Source organism: Bifidobacterium sp., assembly GCF_022640935.1.
GTDB lineage: Bacteria > Actinomycetota > Actinomycetes > Actinomycetales > Bifidobacteriaceae > Bifidobacterium.
The window spans coordinates 1-17,909 of sequence record NZ_JALCCV010000016.1 but is presented as its reverse complement, the minus strand read 5'-3'; the positions used below and the strand labels follow the sequence as shown (position 1 = coordinate 17,909).

15 protein-coding genes and 2 tRNA genes are annotated in these 17,909 nt (G+C 61.7%); 9 read left to right on the top strand and 8 right to left on the bottom strand.

Annotated features, from left to right (window positions below):
* The first annotated feature begins 446 nt into the window (after positions 1-446).
* Entirely contained in the window at positions 447-644 is a 198-nt protein-coding gene (locus LKG04_RS05220) for a hypothetical protein (RefSeq protein ID WP_291760971.1), read from the top strand.
* A gap of 103 nt (positions 645-747) precedes the next feature.
* Here the strand turns inward: LKG04_RS05220 and LKG04_RS05215 are convergent.
* Positions 748-820: transfer RNA gene (locus LKG04_RS05215), tRNA-Ala, on the bottom strand.
* A 170-nt stretch (positions 821-990) separates the two neighbouring features.
* Here LKG04_RS05215 and brnA point away from each other — a divergent pair.
* Together brnA and LKG04_RS05205 are read left to right on the top strand one after the other, a co-directional pair.
* Positions 991-1,203, top strand: a complete 213-nt coding sequence (gene brnA / locus LKG04_RS05210) for a type II toxin-antitoxin system BrnA family antitoxin (RefSeq protein WP_291763375.1) — start codon at positions 991-993, stop codon at positions 1,201-1,203.
* A 93-nt stretch (positions 1,204-1,296) separates the two neighbouring features.
* Complete coding sequence (locus LKG04_RS05205; RefSeq protein ID WP_291760965.1) at positions 1,297-2,757, top strand: GuaB1 family IMP dehydrogenase-related protein; 1,461 nt, start codon at positions 1,297-1,299, stop codon at positions 2,755-2,757.
* Positions 2,758-2,773: 16 nt separating this feature from the next.
* Here LKG04_RS05205 and LKG04_RS05200 read toward each other — a convergent pair whose 3' ends face one another.
* Entirely contained in the window at positions 2,774-4,057 is a 1,284-nt protein-coding gene (locus LKG04_RS05200) for an ATP-binding cassette domain-containing protein (RefSeq protein WP_291760963.1), read from the bottom strand.
* Between the two features lie 65 nt (positions 4,058-4,122).
* Positions 4,123-5,694 (bottom strand): FtsX-like permease family protein, encoded by a 1,572-nt coding sequence (locus LKG04_RS05195; RefSeq protein WP_291760960.1) that lies wholly within the window; start codon positions 5,692-5,694, stop codon positions 4,123-4,125.
* A 265-nt stretch (positions 5,695-5,959) separates the two neighbouring features.
* On the opposite strand from LKG04_RS05195, the gene LKG04_RS05190 reads away from it, so the two are divergent.
* On the top strand, positions 5,960-7,357 hold the full coding sequence (locus LKG04_RS05190; protein WP_291760957.1) for an Nramp family divalent metal transporter: 1,398 nt from the start codon (positions 5,960-5,962) through the stop codon (positions 7,355-7,357).
* Between the two features lie 438 nt (positions 7,358-7,795).
* Here LKG04_RS05190 and LKG04_RS05185 read toward each other — a convergent pair whose 3' ends face one another.
* Both LKG04_RS05185 and LKG04_RS05180 read right to left on the bottom strand, forming a co-directional pair.
* Positions 7,796-8,353 carry a DUF1697 domain-containing protein gene (locus LKG04_RS05185; RefSeq protein WP_291760955.1) on the bottom strand — a complete coding sequence of 186 codons (558 nt, stop codon included), beginning with the start codon at positions 8,351-8,353 and terminating at the stop codon, positions 7,796-7,798.
* Positions 8,354-8,621: 268 nt separating this feature from the next.
* Positions 8,622-9,413, bottom strand: coding sequence for a metal-dependent transcriptional regulator (locus LKG04_RS05180; protein WP_291760952.1), 792 nt, complete (start codon positions 9,411-9,413; stop codon positions 8,622-8,624).
* Positions 9,414-9,830: 417 nt separating this feature from the next.
* Here LKG04_RS05180 and LKG04_RS05175 point away from each other — a divergent pair, with 417 nt between their 5' ends.
* Positions 9,831-10,388, top strand: coding sequence for a type 1 glutamine amidotransferase domain-containing protein (locus LKG04_RS05175; protein ID WP_291760950.1), 558 nt, complete (start codon positions 9,831-9,833; stop codon positions 10,386-10,388).
* Positions 10,389-10,735: 347 nt separating this feature from the next.
* Here LKG04_RS05175 and LKG04_RS05170 read toward each other — a convergent pair whose 3' ends face one another.
* Both LKG04_RS05170 and LKG04_RS05165 read right to left on the bottom strand, forming a co-directional pair.
* Positions 10,736-11,209 (bottom strand): GNAT family N-acetyltransferase, encoded by a 474-nt coding sequence (locus LKG04_RS05170; RefSeq protein WP_291760948.1) that lies wholly within the window; start codon positions 11,207-11,209, stop codon positions 10,736-10,738.
* A 118-nt stretch (positions 11,210-11,327) separates the two neighbouring features.
* The gene (locus LKG04_RS05165; RefSeq protein ID WP_291760946.1) at positions 11,328-11,831 is read right to left on the bottom strand and encodes a GNAT family N-acetyltransferase; all 504 of its coding nucleotides are present in this window, start codon (positions 11,829-11,831) and stop codon (positions 11,328-11,330) included.
* 105 nt (positions 11,832-11,936) lie between these two features.
* Here LKG04_RS05165 and LKG04_RS05160 point away from each other — a divergent pair, with 105 nt between their 5' ends.
* Positions 11,937-12,788 carry a L,D-transpeptidase gene (locus LKG04_RS05160; protein WP_291760943.1) on the top strand — a complete coding sequence of 284 codons (852 nt, stop codon included), beginning with the start codon at positions 11,937-11,939 and terminating at the stop codon, positions 12,786-12,788.
* Positions 12,789-12,929: 141 nt separating this feature from the next.
* Here LKG04_RS05160 and LKG04_RS05155 read toward each other — a convergent pair.
* Positions 12,930-13,014: transfer RNA gene (locus LKG04_RS05155), tRNA-Ser, on the bottom strand.
* A gap of 271 nt (positions 13,015-13,285) precedes the next feature.
* Between LKG04_RS05155 and LKG04_RS05150 the strand changes: the two genes are divergently transcribed.
* The 3 genes from LKG04_RS05150 to rfbB all read left to right on the top strand — a co-directional run.
* Positions 13,286-15,460 carry a DUF6020 family protein gene (locus LKG04_RS05150; protein WP_291760941.1) on the top strand — a complete coding sequence of 725 codons (2,175 nt, stop codon included), beginning with the start codon at positions 13,286-13,288 and terminating at the stop codon, positions 15,458-15,460.
* Positions 15,461-15,704: 244 nt separating this feature from the next.
* Positions 15,705-16,949 carry a nucleotide sugar dehydrogenase gene (locus LKG04_RS05145; protein ID WP_291760938.1) on the top strand — a complete coding sequence of 415 codons (1,245 nt, stop codon included), beginning with the start codon at positions 15,705-15,707 and terminating at the stop codon, positions 16,947-16,949.
* A gap of 109 nt (positions 16,950-17,058) precedes the next feature.
* Positions 17,059-17,909, top strand: an 851-nt coding sequence (rfbB, locus tag LKG04_RS05140) for a dTDP-glucose 4,6-dehydratase (RefSeq protein ID WP_291763371.1), incomplete at its 3' end; no start/stop codon positions are given.

Sequence of the window (17,909 nt, the reverse complement as noted above, 5' to 3'; positions counted from 1 at the left end):
GTGCCATATGCGAGTTTGGCGTTTGTTTTCCCGTATGTGCTGGTCCTGCACGCGGTTCCTTTTGGAAGATGCCTTGGCGAGTCGCACTATGAGTGCTGATTACGAGCGCAAAGCCGTTTGAAATATGATGTGCGGCGCCCGAAGGTACGGGTGCAGGGGGCAAAGGTCATACTGAATGCAGTGCGGGGAACGCGTCCTAGAAGCGAGGTACGGATGCGGGTAGCTCGTTGAGCCGAGATGCTGGGCGCTTGGCGTGTAGCGCGACTGTACGACAGGAGGAGGTGGGCGTGCAAGAGCGCCTGTTACAGTTGCGTTTCGGCGCAATATCATTGCCGGGACGTTTCCCAATAGCTCGCGGTTCACAGCGGATGCTCAAATCGAAATAAAATCTAAGGCGAACCGCTATCGGGCCAAGGACGGTGTCGTTGTGAACGCCGTGTGTCCATGTGACGAGAGTCACAGCTGCTGTGCCGCCGGTCACGAACCGTGACCCGGTCGACAACGTCGTCGTTATGAGCCAGGATGATTATGAATCGCCTATGGAGACGTTGCGCGTGCAGTCGAATCCCGACCTGCACTGCCGCGTCCTGGCGGGCGTGCGTCAGAGCACCGCGAGCACCGGGGGAAAATATGACGAACTCTAGGTCTCTGCCCGTCGTTGGCATCGGGCAGACCCGAACCGTGGCGAAATGGCCTATGGCCCCAGCATGGAAAAAGGTCTCCAGAAGACCCCGAGAACCCCGTTTGTGGAGCTGAAGGTAATCGAAACCTCGACCTCTTCGATGCGAACGAAGCGCTCTACCAACTGAGCTACAGCCCCATTGCCCTCAACGGGCAACTCTCGATACTGTAATACAACCTCTGCCCAAGCGCAATTCAAGGTGGTAGGCAAAACGCGGCTGGCTCTTATGCAGATATCAAAGTTGTATTTGAATACTATCAAATCGATATAGTAACTGGTTTTGCGTGGTGCGCGCATGGGAGGTGGCGGTGGAGCTTGAATATGGCCAAAGCATTCTCGACTACGCGGATATGAGCGCTCTGCGCAAGCCTAACAAGGAGGAGCAGCGGCCGCTCAGCGTGCAGCTGCCCGAATGGCTTATCGACGTGCTCGATCGGGAGGCCCGCCGCATGGGCATCAGTCGGCGGGATGCCATGAAGGTCTGGCTCGCCGAACGGGCCGATGCCGAGCGGTTCGCCTAATCCGCTGACGACGATTTGGACGAGGCAGCCGGCGTGTCTGTGGGCGCTGGATTATGACCTTCTTGTTCGCAGTCCTCGCGTAAACTGGGAATCATGCGTTTCCTTCCCGGCCAAGAGCCCATGCATGACCTGACCTATGACGACGTGTTCCTCGTGCCGTCACGTTCTGACGTGACGTCGCGCTTCGACGTCGACCTGTCATCGGACGATGGCACGGGCACCACCATCCCGATCGTGGTGGCGAATATGACTGCGGTGTCGGGTCGCCGCATGGCGGAAACCGTGGCGCGGCGCGGGGGCATGGCCATCATTCCGCAGGATATTCCCACCGATGTCGTGGCAAAGGTCGTGGCGCGGGTCAAGGCCGCGCACCCCATCGTGGACACGGCGATCACCGTGCGGCGGGACGATCCGGTGGCTTTCGTGATCTCGCTGATTCCCCGGCGCACGCATGGCGCGGCCGTAGTGGTGGAAGACGGCAGGCCTGTGGGCATCGTCTCCACGAAGGACTGCGAAGGCGTGGATCGCTTCGCGCAGGCTGGCACAGTGATGACGCCGGAGCCGCAGGTGGTCACGCTTGCCGATGTCGGCACGGGCGGCGAGCAGCTGCGCGAAGTGTACGGCCAGCTCGCTTATCATCGCCGCTCCTTCGTGCCCGTCGTCGACGATGCCGGGCTGCTCGTGGGTGTGCTCACGGCCAAGGGCATCGTGCGCTCGAGCATCTATCGTCCCGCGGTCGATTTTCAAGGCCGCTTCCGCATCGGGGCCGCGATCGGCATCAACGGTGATATCGAGGCCCGCGCGCAGGCGCTGCTCGACGCAGGAATAGACACGCTCGTGGTCGACACGGCGCATGGTCATCAGGAGAAGATGATCAGCGCTCTGCATCGCGTGCGCGCGCTTGATCCGAAAGTGCCGGTTGCCGCCGGCAACGTCGTCACGGCGGCGGGCGTCGAGGACCTGATTGAAGCCGGCGCCGACATCATCAAGGTGGGAGTGGGACCGGGCGCCATGTGCACTACGCGCATGCAGACCGCCGTGGGCCGCCCGCAGTTCTCGGCTGTGCTGGAATGCGCTGAGGCGGCGCACAAACTCGGGAAATCTGTCTGGGCCGATGGCGGCGTGCGCCATCCGCGCGACGTCGCGTTGGCGATCGCCGCCGGGGCCAGCCAGGTCATGGTCGGCTCCTGGTTCGCCGGCACACTTGAATCCCCGGGCGTGCTGCAAGTGGACAGCGAAGGCCGGCGGTACAAGGAAAGCTTCGGCATGGCTTCGGCCAGGGCCGTCGCAGCGCGAACGGCAGGAGCCGATTCCTTCGATCGCGCACGCAAGGCGCTCTATCAGGAAGGCATCTCCTCCTCGAAGATGTATTTGGACCCGCAGCGCCCCGGAGTCGAAGACCTGATCGACGAGATCACTTCAGGCGTGCGCTCCTCCTGCACCTACGCGGGCGCTCGCGATCTCAAGGAATTCGCCGAGCGCGCCGTAGTCGGCGTCCAATCCGCCGCCGGCTATCAGGAAGGCCGCCCGCTGCCGCAGGGGTGGCGGGCGTAAGGGCCGGCCTTTTTCTTTAGTCGTCCACGTCGTACACCGCGTCGGCTGCCTCGATGTCGGCGTCGTCTGATGTGAGCATGATGACGCAGCGCTTCGGGTCGCCGGTGTGCGCGATTTTTGCGAGCAGCGCGAGTACGGCGTTGGCCTCATCGTCACTCAGGCCGGCTGTCGGCTCATCGATAACTATTGCCGTGGCCTCGCAGCAGATTGCTCGGGCGATGCCTGCGCGTCGGCGTTCGATTTCAGCCAAATCACGCACTGGCACTCCCGTATGCGCAACAGCGCAGCCGACTGAAACCAGCAGCTCGCGAGCCAGTACCGGCTTGGGTTTCAGGAAGGTGCGGCCAGAAGCGTCCATGGCGTACACGAGGTTTGCGACCGCGTCCAGATCCTCGCGCAAGGCGAAGCGCTGGGGCAGCAGGCCGATGCGATGGCCGCGGATCTCGTTGATTTCCAGTTCGTTGATGTTGACGCTTTTGAGCATTACCTGGCCGCCATCAATCCTGATGAATCCGCCCATGACGGCCAGCAAATCCGCCCGTTGCTCGTCGTCATCCACTGCCACGGCATACAGCTTGCCTGCGTAGAACGGCATCTGCACGCTGTCGAGCACCGTGCGGCCCGACTTGCGATTGCGCACGGTGACGTGATCCAAAGCGAACGTAGGGTAGGACCTGAGCAGGATGTCATCGCTGCGGCGCGAACCGATCTCCCTGTCCAATCGCGAGGCGATGCGTTCGGTGGAGCTATCGGTGCGATCTTGCGGATCTTTGCGGTCTGAATCAGGTGCCGGGGCAGCGCTGTGACGTCTGATCACCGGGCTGTCGCCCGACGTGTGTGCCAATTCGAAGGTCGCGTTGGCGCGCGCGGCGCTCGACTGCGCAATAGCATTGCCATTGGTGTCGCCATTGCCATTGATGTCGGTGTCGGCAGTGCCGTCAGCGTCGCTCTTCGCGGCTGGGTTATCCGCCGCAGCGCCGGCATTGTCTTGCGAGCCGAAGCCATCGCCTGCAGCGTCGTCAGCGTCATCCCCGCCGAATTCGCCATCGAGCCCTTCACTCGGTACATCGCCCATGGACGTGCCGTAGCCCGCGTCGTCATCATCGTCGAAGACGACGCTGAACTGGACGGTCTGCTGGTCCTCGGCCATGTCAGGATTGGAGTCTTGGAAACCGCCGGGGCTCTGGGCGTCGGCGGTTTCGTCATCGTGCGTACCGGTGTCGTCGTCCGTGCTGCAGGTGACGTCGCCGCTTGCAGCGTCGCGCCCGATGCCGTCGGCGGCGTCACGTTCTTTGGGCATTTCAGATTCTTCAGATGCCAGTCGGCCCGCTTCGAAAAGGTGTTCGTTTGCGCTGTCGTCGCGAGTCATGCCGCGTCTCCTTGCCTATTGGGCTTATTGGTTTCCGTTTGCGCCGCCGTTCGCGTCATCTCTTGTGAGTCAGCCTGCGTTGCCGGTTGCGATCGCGAATGGCCGATGGGGGATGATTCGGCTGCCGGAACCATATCGCCCCGCCGCTCGAAAAGCGACGAACTGCGGGCGAGCAACGCCCGCAGCGAAGCGATGAAGCCCAAAACAAGGCTCGCGCACGCCCCCCAGCCGATAACCCGCCAAACAAGGGCTGCGCCCGCCGGAGTAGCGGCTGCACCTGCCAGTGCAGCCCCTAAAGCTCTGGAGCCGAAGCCTGCCGCAAGCAGACCGATGGCGAGTCCCAGCAGCGTGGGCAGCAATGTCTCCACGGCGAGCTGCCAGCCGATGCGCGGTTTGCTGACCCCGATAATCAACGCGGTTGAAATCTCTCCGCGCCGCCTGCGTATGGCGAGCCCCACGAGCGCAGCCAGCAGCAGTCCGCCTGCGGCCCACGCCGCGACCATGACGATACGCATGGTCGCGGCGAGTGCGCCTAATGGCGCGATGCCACGTCGGTAGGCGTCAAGCGACGGCGAGGAAATCGACAGCGCGGCCGGGATCTTCGTGGCCTTTGCTGCCTTGACGAATTTAGCGTAGTCGGCGGGATTGCTCAGCTGGAATATGACATTGAGATCGGGGATGGACCAGCCTTTCGCCTTGGAAGTGTCCAAGCCGTTCACGCCGAAGGCGTAATAGCTCGAGTACATCACGTTGTCGCGATTGTCCTTGGCGAGCTTGGCGTCCGAACCATAGCCTTCGGGCGCGGAATCGGTGTACTTGTATATGCCGAGCACCTTGAAAGTGTAGTTTTTTGCGGTGTCGGTCGCATCTCCGACCGTGAATTCGCTGCCGACTTTCAGTTTGTTCTTCGTGGCCAGCGACTGCGAGACGAGTACCCCGGATTTGTCCTGGCCGGTGTAGGCGAGCTGTTTGCCTTCGACGAGCGTGAAGGTGCCCAGATCATTGGATTTGGCGGCATCGGCGGTGTATAGACTGCGCAAGGTGAGGTCTCCGCCGGTGGCCGACGGCTTGGCCGAGCTGTCTGAACCGGGGATCGCGGCCATGGAGCCGCTCTGGCGCACCGGCACCGATTCGGCGAAGGAGTAGGCGAATTGGATGCCGCCTTTCTGCGCGGCGGTGGCATAGGCGGAGTAATCGTTCCACGACAGATAATTCTTGGTCCACGCCGCATCGGCGCCGTCGCGCCTGGCGAGGGCAGACGCCTTCGGCCGTATCACCGCCGTGGCCTGCTGCGCTGCGTAGGTGCCGCCTGTCGCGCTGTCATTCGCCTGCAGTACGGCCTGGCCGAACACGCTCGCAAAAGCGACCAAGGCCGCGACAACAACCATGAATACGGTGCGCCAAATATGGTGCGTCAATGCTGACCATGCGTTCTTGAGAACGAACATGCGGTGCTTCTCCAGTTCTCCCGCGGCCCACGGCTGGGTCATCGAGCCGTTTTTCGGCTTATGCGTTACAGCGTAGCCGGGGCGCAGGCCGAATGGACGCAGCGTCCCGAACGCCACCATTATGGGCACGTTTTGTATGCGTTTCTTGGCTCTCGGCTGTTATATCACTGGTAGCTATCTGAAAGAAGGCTGGAAAGAATTGTTCGGGATGCGAGTATGCGGCCTCGATCGCGCCCGGATGCAGCCATGCTCGAACGGCGGCAAAGCTCCTGCGGAGCGCTAATCGCCTCCCGCGTCTGCCATTCGAGGCCCAGCAACATTGCGTAACAATAAAGTTCTACCCCTCGAATATACTGATGGCGATACGGAGGCAAAGGTAATGACGATGACGAATGAAATGGGCAAGGCCACTGCGGCCAGCAACCCGCACAGGCGACCATTGGTGACGACTGCAAATGGACGTTCGCTCGAGGAGATCAACTCGACGATACGCGTCCCCTCGCGTTCCGTAGGGTTCTGGAAGAGCCTCGCGGCCTTCTCCGGACCCGGTGCGCTGGTCGCCGTGGGATACATGGACCCCGGCAACTGGATCACTTCGATCGGCGGCGGCGCCCAGTTCGGCTATCTGCTCATGTCGATGATCCTCATTTCCAGCGTTATCGCGATGATGCTGCAATACATGTGCGCCAAACTCGGCATCGTCACCGGGCTCGATCTGGCGCAGGCCACGCGCCTGCACAGCGGGCGCAAACTTGGTTTCGTGCTGTGGATATGCACAGAACTGGCCGTGATGGCCACCGACATCGCCGAAGTGATCGGCGGCGCGATCGCGCTCAATCTGCTCTTCGGCATCCCGCTGACCGTGGGCGTGACGCTCACCGTGCTCGACGTGCTGCTGCTCCTCCTCCTCACGAAGATCGGGTTCCGCAAGATCGAGGCCATCGTCGCCTCGCTGATCGGCATTATCGTGGTCGTATTCGTCTACGAGGTGGCGATCGCCAAGCCGGACATGGGCGCCATGTTCGCCGGGTTCCTGCCCAGCTCTGATATTCTCAAGCCTTCGCAGCTCACCATGGCCTTGGGCATCGTCGGCGCGACCGTGATGCCGCACAACCTTTACCTGCACTCCTCGATCGTGCAGACGCGCGACGTAGACCGCAATGACGAGGCGCAGGTCGATCACGCCGTGCGTTTCGCCACCTGGGATTCCAACATCCAACTCAGCGTGGCGTTCGTGGTCAACTGCCTGCTGCTTGTGCTCGGCGCGGCGATGTTCTTCGGCCACGGCGATGGGCTTGACACCTTCACCTCTTTGTACAACGCGCTCGGCGACTCGTCATTGGCTGGCCCTGTCGCCAGCGCTGCGCTTAGCACCCTGTTCGCCGTGGCGCTGCTGGCGTCTGGCCAGAATTCCACGATCACCGGCACGCTGACCGGCCAGATCGTGATGGAGGGTTTCATCCGCATGCACATTCCGCTGTGGCTGCGCCGCCTGGTCACCCGCGTCATCTCGATCATCCCGGTGCTCATCTGCGCCATCGTCTTCGGCGGCAAGGAATCCGCGCTCGACAGCCTGCTCGTCTATTCGCAGGTCTTCCTGTGCGTGGCATTGCCGATTTCCATGGTGCCGCTCGTGTGGCTCACTTCATCCAAGAAGATCATGGGCAAGCATGCAAATCCGCTGTGGCTGGCCATCGTCGCCTGGATAGTCGTGGTGGTGCTCACCGGGCTGAACATCCAGCTCATCGTGCAGACCGTCGGCGACCTGTTCGCAGCGCTGTGATCGGCGATGTGGGCAAGGCCGGCTTGATTCGTGGCGGACCATGGGACTTTCTGGTTGCGGATCGTAGGGCGCGCAGATTCGTCACTCTGTTTCTCGGGTGCCTTCAACGGGCTGTGGAACCCATGAGAATTTATTAAGCAGTTTTGGGGGAAATCTGCCGGCGCGCGTTTCCCGAGGCATGAATGCTGAGTTGGAGAATGGCGGTATTCCGCTGAAATGCCGTGCGCTGAGCTGCCGGTCTATGTTGCGAAGTGCTTAGAAGACGAAAAAAGTGCTGAATAGGCGCTTTTTCGCCTTTTGGACAGGCGAGCCAGGTAGAGGCATCGGGGCAGGTTGTTGGCGGCTGGGTCGGCGTCTTTGTGCGCGGGCGTGAATCCGAGCCGAGGCGCGACATGGCATGATGCCGTATTGCGTTCCGCACAATTCACAATCGGCCGATTACACTTCATCGGTCATTGCGGCGAGCTTCTTGGCCGTGTTCCAGTTGCGAACCGTGGCGACGATGCTGGCTCCGAGAACGCGCGGCTGCACGAGTTGCGCGGCGAGCTTGGAGCGGCCGATGCCGCTTGGCAGCAGGCAGTATATGACTCGGTCTCCCACGGCGAAACGGTCGGGCAGAAATGCGTCAGCGGCGACTTGATCAAGCCGCGCCGAATCAGGCCGAGCTGAACAGTAGATGACATGGATCTGTTTGGGCGCGTATTCGTCGGCGGGAAACGGGCAGTGCGAGACGACTGCATCAAGGTATGCATGATCCCGCACGATCACATCGACAGCGGAGCGAGATTTGCCGGACAGCGCTTGGCTGATTCGCGCCGCAATCACATCATCGGGACGCTCTTCGGCGTCAAAGGCGACTTGGCCGCTCTGCAGGTACGTGACGACGCGGCGATAGCCGAGAGATTCCAGCAGCTCCCGCAACTCAGCCATGGCCACGCGCCTATGGCCTGCCACATTGATGCCTCGAAGGAGCGCCGCATAACGCCTCATGCCCATGATGCGTTCCCTTTCATTCGGGTTCGACCGGTTCTCGTCGGTGTAAATCCGTCGGTGCGGATGGCAACGAGTCTGACCGGCGTCTGCGACATATGGGCGGGTGCTGCGAAGCAGACCGCTGTGCGATATCTCAGTGCCTGCAGCCCACCACCTTGGCCCCTGCCGAGGGACTTGGAAAATACCTAGGAAGCTAAATCCCGCCAAGTTCCTGGGTTCCCAAGCATTCTTCCTAGGTTCAATGCCAGCGAACGAGAATTCGGAGACAGCCTCAGCCCTCAGCGGTATCTTCGGCAACAGTATTTTCGTCGAGGATGCGCACATGGATGTGATCGGCCGACAAGGCCGGCAGAGTGAGCGGCCGATGCGACGAAGCGGCGGTTTTGGATCTCCCGGACTTTGCGGACTTTGATGACAGTGCCGTTGGTGTTGCTGATGATGCCTCCGGCGCCTGCAAAGGCACGAGCGTGACCGTGCCGGATTGTGCGTCGTGCCCGGCGACGCACACCGCAGTGCCGATGGCGATGCCTTCCGTGTCGAGATAGCGCAGCAGGCTGGGATCCTCATCGCTCACGCGCTCGATGGCCACGGACGTTCCCTCCGGCACCGCCGACAGCGGGGTCTGGGCGACATCGGGAAGCGAGCCGTTGGCGCGCGGAATCGGGTCGCCGTGCGGATCGGTTGCAGGATGGCCGAGCATCTCGTCGATGCGGTCGATCATCATATCCGACGCGGCATGCTCCAAGGCATCGGCCTCGGCGTGTACCTCGTCCCACGAATAGTGCAGCGCGCTCACCAGAAAAGTCTCCAGCAATCGGTGCCGCCGCACCATGGCCAACGCATAATGCTCGCCCTTGCCGGTCAGCTCGATGGCCCCGTACGGGTCGTGCCGCGCATAGCCGCCGGAGACGAGCCGCGTCACCGCGCCTGAAACGGTGGAGGGCTTGACGTGCGCACGATTCGCCAAATCCGAAGGCTGCACCGGGGTGCGTCCCCACTCATGCAGTCCCCAGATGACCTTGAGGTAGTCTTGCGCGTTGGAGGAAAGATCCTGTAATGCCATGATCCCAAGTGTATGCGCTACTGCGCCGCGCTTCGCGGCTGTCCGTCGCATGGGTGCCGAAGCGGTATTGAACGTGCGATAAATATGAGCAATTCTGCGCCCGGGCGGCTGTCAGCGCGTGGTTCAGCAAAGGCCGAATGGATCCGAGCAGGCACGGATGCAGCTTCCCGGTTTGCGAAAGAATCGCGTGGATTCTCCCGATTGCGCGCGGGGCTTGAAAGAATGCATGCAGCGAGCGAGGCCGGTATCGTCGTAAGTGCGACTGAGTATTATCGAGTATTCGGCCGCAGGCATGAGGTTGCGATATCCGCGGGAGGTTGCACGGGCGGCGCGTGGAAAATAATATGCGACGGTATCGAAGCTCGCAACGACCGCGACCATATACGTAAAAATACATACACGATAAAGGAGGACGAGATGGCAAAGGCTATCAAAGACGCAAAGGTTTTGATCATCGTGCAGAACTGGGGCATCGAGGAGACTGAAATGACGCGACCGCTGCGCGAGTTGAAGGCCGCAGGGGCGCAGGTGACGCTGGCCGCGGCGTCCAAAGACCCGGTCGAAACGGTGCAGCATGACCGTTACGAAGGTGAAACCGTGCAGCCGGACACTACATACGACAGCGTGAGCGCAAACGATTACGATCTGCTGGTCGTGCCCGGCGGCACAACCAATGTGGATCGGCTGCGCGTCGCCCCGGCCGCTATCAAGCTCGCGCAGGACTTCGCGCATGCAGGCAAGCCGATCGCCGCGATCTGCCATGGCCCGTGGCTGCTGGTCAATGCCGGGCTGCTGCCGGGCAAGACTTCGAGCAGCACCCGTTATATCAAGGCGGATGTCGAGAATGCCGGCGCCACGCAGGTTGATGAGGAAGTGCACGTGTGCAACGCGAACGGCTGGCGACTGATCTCCTCGCGAAAGCCCGACGATCTCGATGCCTTCATCGGCAAGATCAAGGAGGCGCTCACCGAGTAAGATGCGCCGTCGGCTTGTATCGCCTGATGGCGGTAATGAGTTGCGCTGCCATATTAGCGGGGAGCCGCCAGAATGCGAACGCGCCAAGACCGATAATAATTGATCGGCCCGCCGTAAATCAGCCCCAGCGCAGGGGCGAACGATGCGACCATGCCGGCCAACCCCATACGTGCCGCGTTGGCCGGGCGGGGTGAGCGGAGAGGATCACATGCATCATCAGCGGCGTAAAGATGCCCGCCGGCTGGTCTTTTCGGCCATATTCATTCATGATTCGCAATAGTTCGCAGTCGTTGGCCACGAAACGCGTACCGCAAAGACGGCATGTGCACGCGGGCCCTACGCAAAGGCTAACGACCCCGGCGGAAATGGTGAGAGCTGATCGAAAAGCCGTTGGCCATGTAGAAGCGGTGAGCGACGAAGCGCTGCACTCCGGAATCGAGATCGACCGCGCCGATCCCCAGCTGCGTGCCGATGCCATCGAGATGCTCCAGCATCGCCCGTCCATATCCTCGAGAGCGGCACGCCGCATCGGCCACCAGGTCGTCAATATACAGCACGCGCCGCAGATGCGTATTCGCGAGCAGCCGCCACCCCGCAACCGCCACACATCGCTCGCCGTTGAAAAGCGCGGTGAAGGTGGGCGGCTGCGCGACACCATCGAGCAGGATCTCGGCCAGCATCTCGCGTGTCAGCTCGGTGCGCAGCTGGCGCAGCACCGGGAACGCCTGCTCCCATACGGGATCATCGGGCGCGGTGATATCGACGAAGCGAAACGCCGTGGAATCAGCGGCGGTTTCGGATCCGGCAGTTATATCGCCCATGTCGTTCGCCTCAGTCCTGATCTTATTCGTAGTGGCGCCTACGGCGTCAATCTATCACGGTGTCAGTCTATTGCCTATGCGCCACATTCCATAACGGCAAATAAATAGCCGCCCGCCTTCAGAATCGGGGCGGATAATCGCGATCTCCCAGCAGATCCTTGATGGCCCAGTGATCCATCGCTTGGTGTTCACCTGCTGCCAAAGGGCGGGGGAGCGGCTTGAAACCGCGGTTGGCGTACATCTTTCGTGCCACGTCGAGCTTGGTGTGAGTTTCGAGATAGCACCATTGATACCAATGCTGCGCATAGGCGAGGGCTTGGTCCACCAAAGCCGTCGCGTAGCCACGGCCTTGATATGAGGCGTCGACATACAGTTTCTGCAGTTCGCAGATATGCCCGGTGCCGGGAACGGGCGCGATGCCGGCGCCGGCAACCACTCGGCCTTCAACCTCAACCACCCAGTATTGCGCGTGTTCAAGCCCCGCATAGTAAGCGGTGAGATGGGGGAGTTGAGGGTCAAAATAGGCGGTTCCGGGAATAGCGAGTCCGGCCCGGTCCAGGCATGAACGCACCAGCGTGCATACCTGTGCGTCATCCCGGGACGTTATGGGCCGTATCAGCATATGCTTCATTGTAAGGAAGATGGTGGAACTTGTGCCATCATTGTCCAAGTGTTCCGTTGCGCCCGACAGGCTTCACGATGCCTGGGAGTAGGTAAGGTAAGAGGCATGAGGAAAATCGGGGACGTTCTTATGCGCGCTCTGCGGCGTATTGGGCGGCGTGGCGAGTTTCGTGCGCGCGCGCACGGGGCGGCTCCTCGCGCCGGATCTGCGCGCTCGCTCGCCACCGGCGCGGCAACGGCGGTTCTCGCCATCTTCTTTTCCTGTGCGACTTTCGCAGATGCGCAGGCGGTTGCGCTGCCGATGACGGAGACGGAGGCTGCCACCGCTGCTTTCGGCGCTCAGGCTGCTAATTCCGTCATGGCGAGCGCGGTCACGGGCAGCCGCCATACGCGGGCAGCCGCCGTACTGCATAGGGCGCAAGTTCCCATCCCGGGCATATCCGGGGCGAGGGTGGGAGCCAAGGTCCTGATCGGAGCCGGGTCGCAGCAGACGCGAATCCCAAAGATGCCAGGCGCGCACATGTCACGGCCGGTGGACTGGCATAAGCCCACCGGCGGCGCATACCCTGACATCCGCAAGCAATCCGGCGTTCGCATCGATGTCGATTTAGGCGCGCAGCGGGTGCATGTGCTCAATGGCGCCGGCCAGATCATCTACACGATGATCGCCAGCACGGGTGTGCATGACGGAACGCCGCATGGGGATTACCGGATCGGCGCGAGGGGCGGCTCGTTCTACAACGCGAAAGAGCGCGCGGGCGCGAACTACTGGACCGCCTTCATCGGCACTACCTATCTGTTCCACACCGTTCCGACGGATATCAACGGCAGGTACATCACGTCCGAGGCGGCGAAGTTGGGGCATCCCGCTTCTCACGGATGCGTGCGGCTCTCCATCGCCGACGCGCGCTGGATCCATGACGCCATTCCTGCCGGCACTCCGGTTCATATCGACTGAGCGGGGCCCAGGCGGATGATGAAGCCGCCATTCCCGTCTCGGCTGTTTGCAAATCCATCAGATTCAGCCATTTCGATTGGCTATGCAGGGCGGGATCAAAGGCGCGTAGCCGACCGGCATCAAGGGTTTACGGGCGTGTCGCGGAGGATGCGGGATTCGAACCCGCGAGGCTGTTACACCAACACGCTTTCCAAGCGTGCGCCATAGGCCACTAGGCGAATCCTCCAGTCGGCATGGTGCGGAATCAAAGAAGCGACCTGCACACACTGCGCAACCCCAATAAGATACCACGTACTCGCGAATATCGCAGCCGCTCGGCACGCGGCAGGGTCGGCGCCTGGCCTTGTGCCGACTCGTCGATACTGCCAATATGTCGGCACCGCTGATGCATCGACACCGTGCGAACTGGAAACGTGTGGGATTAGGGGACACTGCGCCGCGCCTATGAGCGCAAGCGACCTCATATGGGATGATCGATGCGTTATGAGGGGGCGCGCATGAGAATCACCAGAATCTTGGTTGGACGGCGGAGCCCCGCTGTCGTTGTGCATGTGTCGTTGGCTGCCGCCTTGGCCGTATTCGCACTCACCGCGGGCTACGCCACAGGCGCCGACTTTGCAAGCGGCACCATAATGGTCGGTGCCGTGCTGCAATCGGTTGCCGTGAACGGCGCGATGACTTCGACTGTGCTCTTCGTAGGGCTGTTCGTGCTCTTGCTCGCCAGCCGCGTTGCCTGCCAGGATGCGCCGACGGAAAGTCGCCGATGGGCCGCAGGCGTGGCTGTGACTTTGGCGCTCACGCTGACGATACCGCCGTTCGTTCCCGAAGGCAGCATCTTCGTGCTCTCCGTTTCCCCGGTATTGCATGCCATCCCTGACAGCGCGAAAACCGTGTGGTATTGGCTGTTCATGGCGCTGCGTTTTCTCGGATTCTGCTGCGCGCTGCAGCTGCCGCTTCGATGCCTGTTCATGTGGGCGGTTCGTTCGCGCGCCGGAGCTTCCGATGCATGTATGCGGTTGCCCGATCCTGGCGCGTCGTCTGCGAGCGTCCAATCCGGGAGTGCCCGATCTGTCAATGTCCAGTCCGCTGACGCGCAGGCTGCGGCTGCGCAGGCGCGAACCCAGATGCTCAATCCGGGCCTGAGTTCGCGCATGCGCCAAGTCCTGCAGGAGGGTGCGCTGGATCTGACCAAGAGGTTCCGCCCGCTCTTCGAAACGTTGTCATCCAAGTCGGTGCTGCTGATCGCCGCAGTCATCGCAGTGTGCTGGATCCCTTGGATGGCGCTGCTCTATCCCGCGAATATCGCCGCCGATACGGTGGCGCAGCTGGTATGGGCCAGAGGGAATGTGGGCGCTTGGGACCCGTCTTCGCGGCTGCCGCTGCCGGGTTATCGCATGAGCGACCATCATCCCTGGTTCGATACGGTCATCTATGGCGGCTTCGACAGGCTCGGACTGGCCTTGGGCGATGAGGGCATCGGGCTGTTCGCCTTGGCCGTCGTCCAGACCCTGCTGTGCGCCACGGCCTTGGCGCTGCTCCTGTGCTATGCGGGAGGCAAGTTGCATGTGCCGTGGCAGGTGTGCACGGCCGGCTTGGGGCTGTATGCGTTGGTGCCGATTTTCGGGCGGCTCTCCATGTCGATTGTTAAGGACTCGACCTTCATGCCCTTTTTCCTTGCCTGGCTGACGATATTCATGGAATATACGCGCAGAATTCGTGCTCGGGAAAGGCTCGGCTGGCGGATTCCCGCCGGGCTTGTGGCATTGGCCCTAGTATGCGGGCTGACGAAGAAGACCGCGCTCTTCATCATCGTGGCGACCATGCTCGTCGCCGCCGCCGTGCTCGGGCACCGGGTCACGACAGCGGTATGTGCCGCCTTGATCGTGGCGTTGTTCGCCGGAGTCACGGCAACAGCATTCGCTGCGCTGCGGGTGGCCCCGGCCGGAAAGCAGGAGATGCTCGCCATACCGCTGCAGCAGACGGCATATGATGTCTTGCGACATGGCCGGGAGCTCTCCGCTTCGGATAGTGCCGTGCTCGGCCGCGTGTTCGTGTGCGACGCCAAGCAGGTCGGGATGCTTGCCAACAGCCGATCCAGCGATGCGATCAAGGACCATTGCTTCAACCACGGTTCTTCGCGCGGCGATATGCTGCGGTTCCTGGGTGTTTGGGCGAAGCAGGGGCTTGCGCATCCGGGCACCTATCTTGCAGCGGTTCCATGGCTGCGTGACCCGTTCACGATGGGCGCGATCTACGACGAAGGGTTCTATGTGCGGTGGGGGTGGAAAGACAAGGGCGGCATGCAGATCCTCCCGCAATACGGGGACGCCCAGCGTTCGCCTGCGCAGCGATACGGGGCGACGTTGTATTACGGCTTGGCGAAAATGCCTGTGCTCGGCGCGCTGATGTCAGAGAATCTGTATGTGGTTTGGATCCCATTGCTGGGCATTGCCCTGTGCGTGCTGCGTCGATGCCCCGGGAATCTGCTCTATGCGCTTCCGCTGCTGCTGTCGACCGCCACCTTGCTGATTTCCCCGGCCTACCAGACGCGGTATTCATGGGCGCTGGCGTACGGAGCTTTTGTTTTCGTGACCCTTGGTTTTATTCGGGACTCGCACGCTGTTTGCGAGCCGGATCATGCAGCGCTGGTTGGTGATTTTCAAAGGGCGTGATATGCCAGCTGCGTCATGCCATGAGTGAGCATGAGCGAACAGGTCGGCCAGGTCAGGCCGGCATGCTGGCGGGCGCGTCGCGGGCTCGCGTCGCAAGCCGCAGCCTACTATGCTGTGAGTGGTATGGCTCAGGCGATGCCGACGTCGGTTCCTCTGAGCTTTCGATTTGGCGGGATTGCAGGGATTGGATCGCGGTTCTTCGGACGAAGTGTTCCGGGTGCCGTCATAAGGCAAGGTGGTTGGTATGAAGATCGCAGTTGCGGGTACGGGATATGTCGGATTGTCGGTGGCGTTGCTGCTGGCTCAGCACGATGAGGTGCATGCGCTCGATATCATTGCGCAGAAGGTCGAGATGCTCAATCAGGGGCGCAGCCCGATCGTCGACAGGGAGATCACCGAATTCCTCGATGGCGATGCCACCGGGCAACGACCGTTGAACTTCACGGCGACGCTCGACCCGGCGCAGGCATACGCCGGCGCGGACTATGCCATCATCGCAACCCCGACGAACTATGATCCGCAGAAGAATTATTTCGACACGTCAAGCGTCGAGTCAGCGATCGATGCCATCCGCGCGGTGAACGGCGACGCGTGGATCGTTATCAAGTCCACCGTTCCCGTCGGCTACACGCAGCATCTGCGTGAAACGCTCGGCGACGGCCGCATCCTTTTCTCGCCCGAGTTCCTGCGCGAAGGGCATGCGCTGTATGACAATCTGCACCCCTCGCGCATCGTCGTCGGCGCGCCCCGATCGGATGCGCCGGCCTGGGCCGCAGCCAATCACTTCGCCGAACTGCTCGCCCGCGGCGCCGACCCTGCCGAGGAGGAGCGCACCAATGAGGATGGCAGCCGCGGCATCCCGCAGCTCGTGGTCGGGCCCACCGAGGCCGAGGCCATCAAACTGTTCGCCAACACGTACCTGGCGCTGCGTGTGGCCTATTTCAACGAGCTCGACACCTATGCCGACAGTCGCGGGCTGAACTCACAGGAGATCATCCGTGGCGTGTGCCTCGATCCGCGCATCCGCGACAATTACAACAACCCCAGTTTCGGCTACGGCGGCTACTGCCTGCCCAAGGACACCAAGCAGCTTCTGGCCAACTATTCGAAGGTTCCCCAGAACCTGATCTCCGCCATCGTCGACGCGAATCGTACACGCAAGGATTTCATCGCAACTGAGATCGAGCGGCGCATCGAGGGCATCGCGAGGCCGGTTGTCGGCATCTACCGGCTCACGATGAAATCGGGTTCGGACAATTTCCGCGCGTCGGCGATCCAAGGCATTATGAAGCGCGTCAAGGCGCGGGGCGTTTCCGCCATCGTCTACGAGCCCACGCTCGACGCGCCGGATTTCTTCGGCAGCGAAGTGACTCATGACCTCGTCTCCTTCAAGCGGCGAGCAGATGTCATCGTCGCCAACCGATGGAATGCCGACCTTGATGATGTTGCAGACAAGGTATTCACGAGGGACCTGTTTAAGCGGGACTGAGCCAGGGTCCGCCGGCAGCGGCACTGCCGCTACCGACATCCCGGGATCGATGCCGCTGCCGGCCTCGGCGATGCCGCGGCTGTGGAGGGCTTTGGATACCATGGGGGACATGACGGATCCATCGTTTCCGAACAATATCATCGTGACCGGCGGTTGCGGGTTCATCGGCTCCAATTTCGTGCATTATGTGGTGGACAACCACCCGGAAACGCATGTGACGGTGCTGGATGCCCTCACCTATGCCGGCAACATCGAGAACATCGCAGGGCTTCCCGGGGATCGTGTCGATTTCGTGCACGGCGACATCTGCGATGCGCAGCTGCTCGACAAGCTGGTTCCCGGGCATGACGCGATCGTGCATTATGCGGCCGAATCGCACAATGACAACTCCATCGCGAATCCCGAGCCCTTTGTGAAAACCAATGTGGAGGGCACGTTCCGACTGCTCGAGACTGCGCGCAACTACGGCATCCGCTACCATCACGTGAGTACCGACGAGGTCTACGGCGATCTGGCGCTCGACGATCCCAGCCGTTTCACCGAGGCGACCCCTTACCACCCATCCAGCCCGTATTCCTCCACCAAGGCGGCGAGCGATCTGCTGGTGCGGGCGTGGTTCCGCACCTACGGCGTGCGCATGACCATTTCGAACTGCAGCAACAATTACGGCCCTTATCAGCATGTGGAGAAGTTCATTCCGCGTCAGATCACCAATATCCTCGAAGGCACCCGCCCCAAGCTGTACGGCAACGGGCGCAACGTGCGTGACTGGATTCATACCGAGGACCACTCCCGTGCGGTGTGGACGATACTGACCAAAGGCAGAATTGGCGAGACGTACCTGATCGGCGCCGACGGCGAGCGCGACAACATCACCGTGCTGCGCGATATTCTGCGCGTCATGGGCAAGGACCCGGACGATTTCGACCACGTGAAGGACCGCCCCGGTCATGACCGCCG

Excerpts from the sequence above, each read along its gene's own strand:
- LKG04_RS05205 (WP_291760965.1), top strand. The coding sequence starts at position 1,297 with ATGCGTTTCCTTCCCGGCCAAGAGCCCATGCATGACCTGACCTATGAC.
- LKG04_RS05200 (WP_291760963.1), bottom strand. The coding sequence starts at position 4,057 with ATGCCCAAAGAACGTGACGCCGCCGACGGCATCGGGCGCGACGCTGCA.
- LKG04_RS05195 (WP_291760960.1), bottom strand. The coding sequence starts at position 5,694 with ATGGTGGCGTTCGGGACGCTGCGTCCATTCGGCCTGCGCCCCGGCTAC.
- LKG04_RS05190 (WP_291760957.1), top strand. The coding sequence starts at position 5,960 with ATGACGAATGAAATGGGCAAGGCCACTGCGGCCAGCAACCCGCACAGG.
- LKG04_RS05185 (WP_291760955.1), bottom strand. The coding sequence starts at position 8,353 with ATGGGCATGAGGCGTTATGCGGCGCTCCTTCGAGGCATCAATGTGGCA.
- LKG04_RS05180 (WP_291760952.1), bottom strand. The coding sequence starts at position 9,413 with ATGGCATTACAGGATCTTTCCTCCAACGCGCAAGACTACCTCAAGGTC.
- LKG04_RS05175 (WP_291760950.1), top strand. The coding sequence starts at position 9,831 with ATGGCAAAGGCTATCAAAGACGCAAAGGTTTTGATCATCGTGCAGAAC.
- LKG04_RS05170 (WP_291760948.1), bottom strand. The coding sequence starts at position 11,209 with ATGGGCGATATAACTGCCGGATCCGAAACCGCCGCTGATTCCACGGCG.
- LKG04_RS05165 (WP_291760946.1), bottom strand. The coding sequence starts at position 11,831 with ATGCTGATACGGCCCATAACGTCCCGGGATGACGCACAGGTATGCACG.
- LKG04_RS05160 (WP_291760943.1), top strand. The coding sequence starts at position 11,937 with ATGAGGAAAATCGGGGACGTTCTTATGCGCGCTCTGCGGCGTATTGGG.
- LKG04_RS05150 (WP_291760941.1), top strand. The coding sequence starts at position 13,286 with ATGAGAATCACCAGAATCTTGGTTGGACGGCGGAGCCCCGCTGTCGTT.
- LKG04_RS05145 (WP_291760938.1), top strand. The coding sequence starts at position 15,705 with ATGAAGATCGCAGTTGCGGGTACGGGATATGTCGGATTGTCGGTGGCG.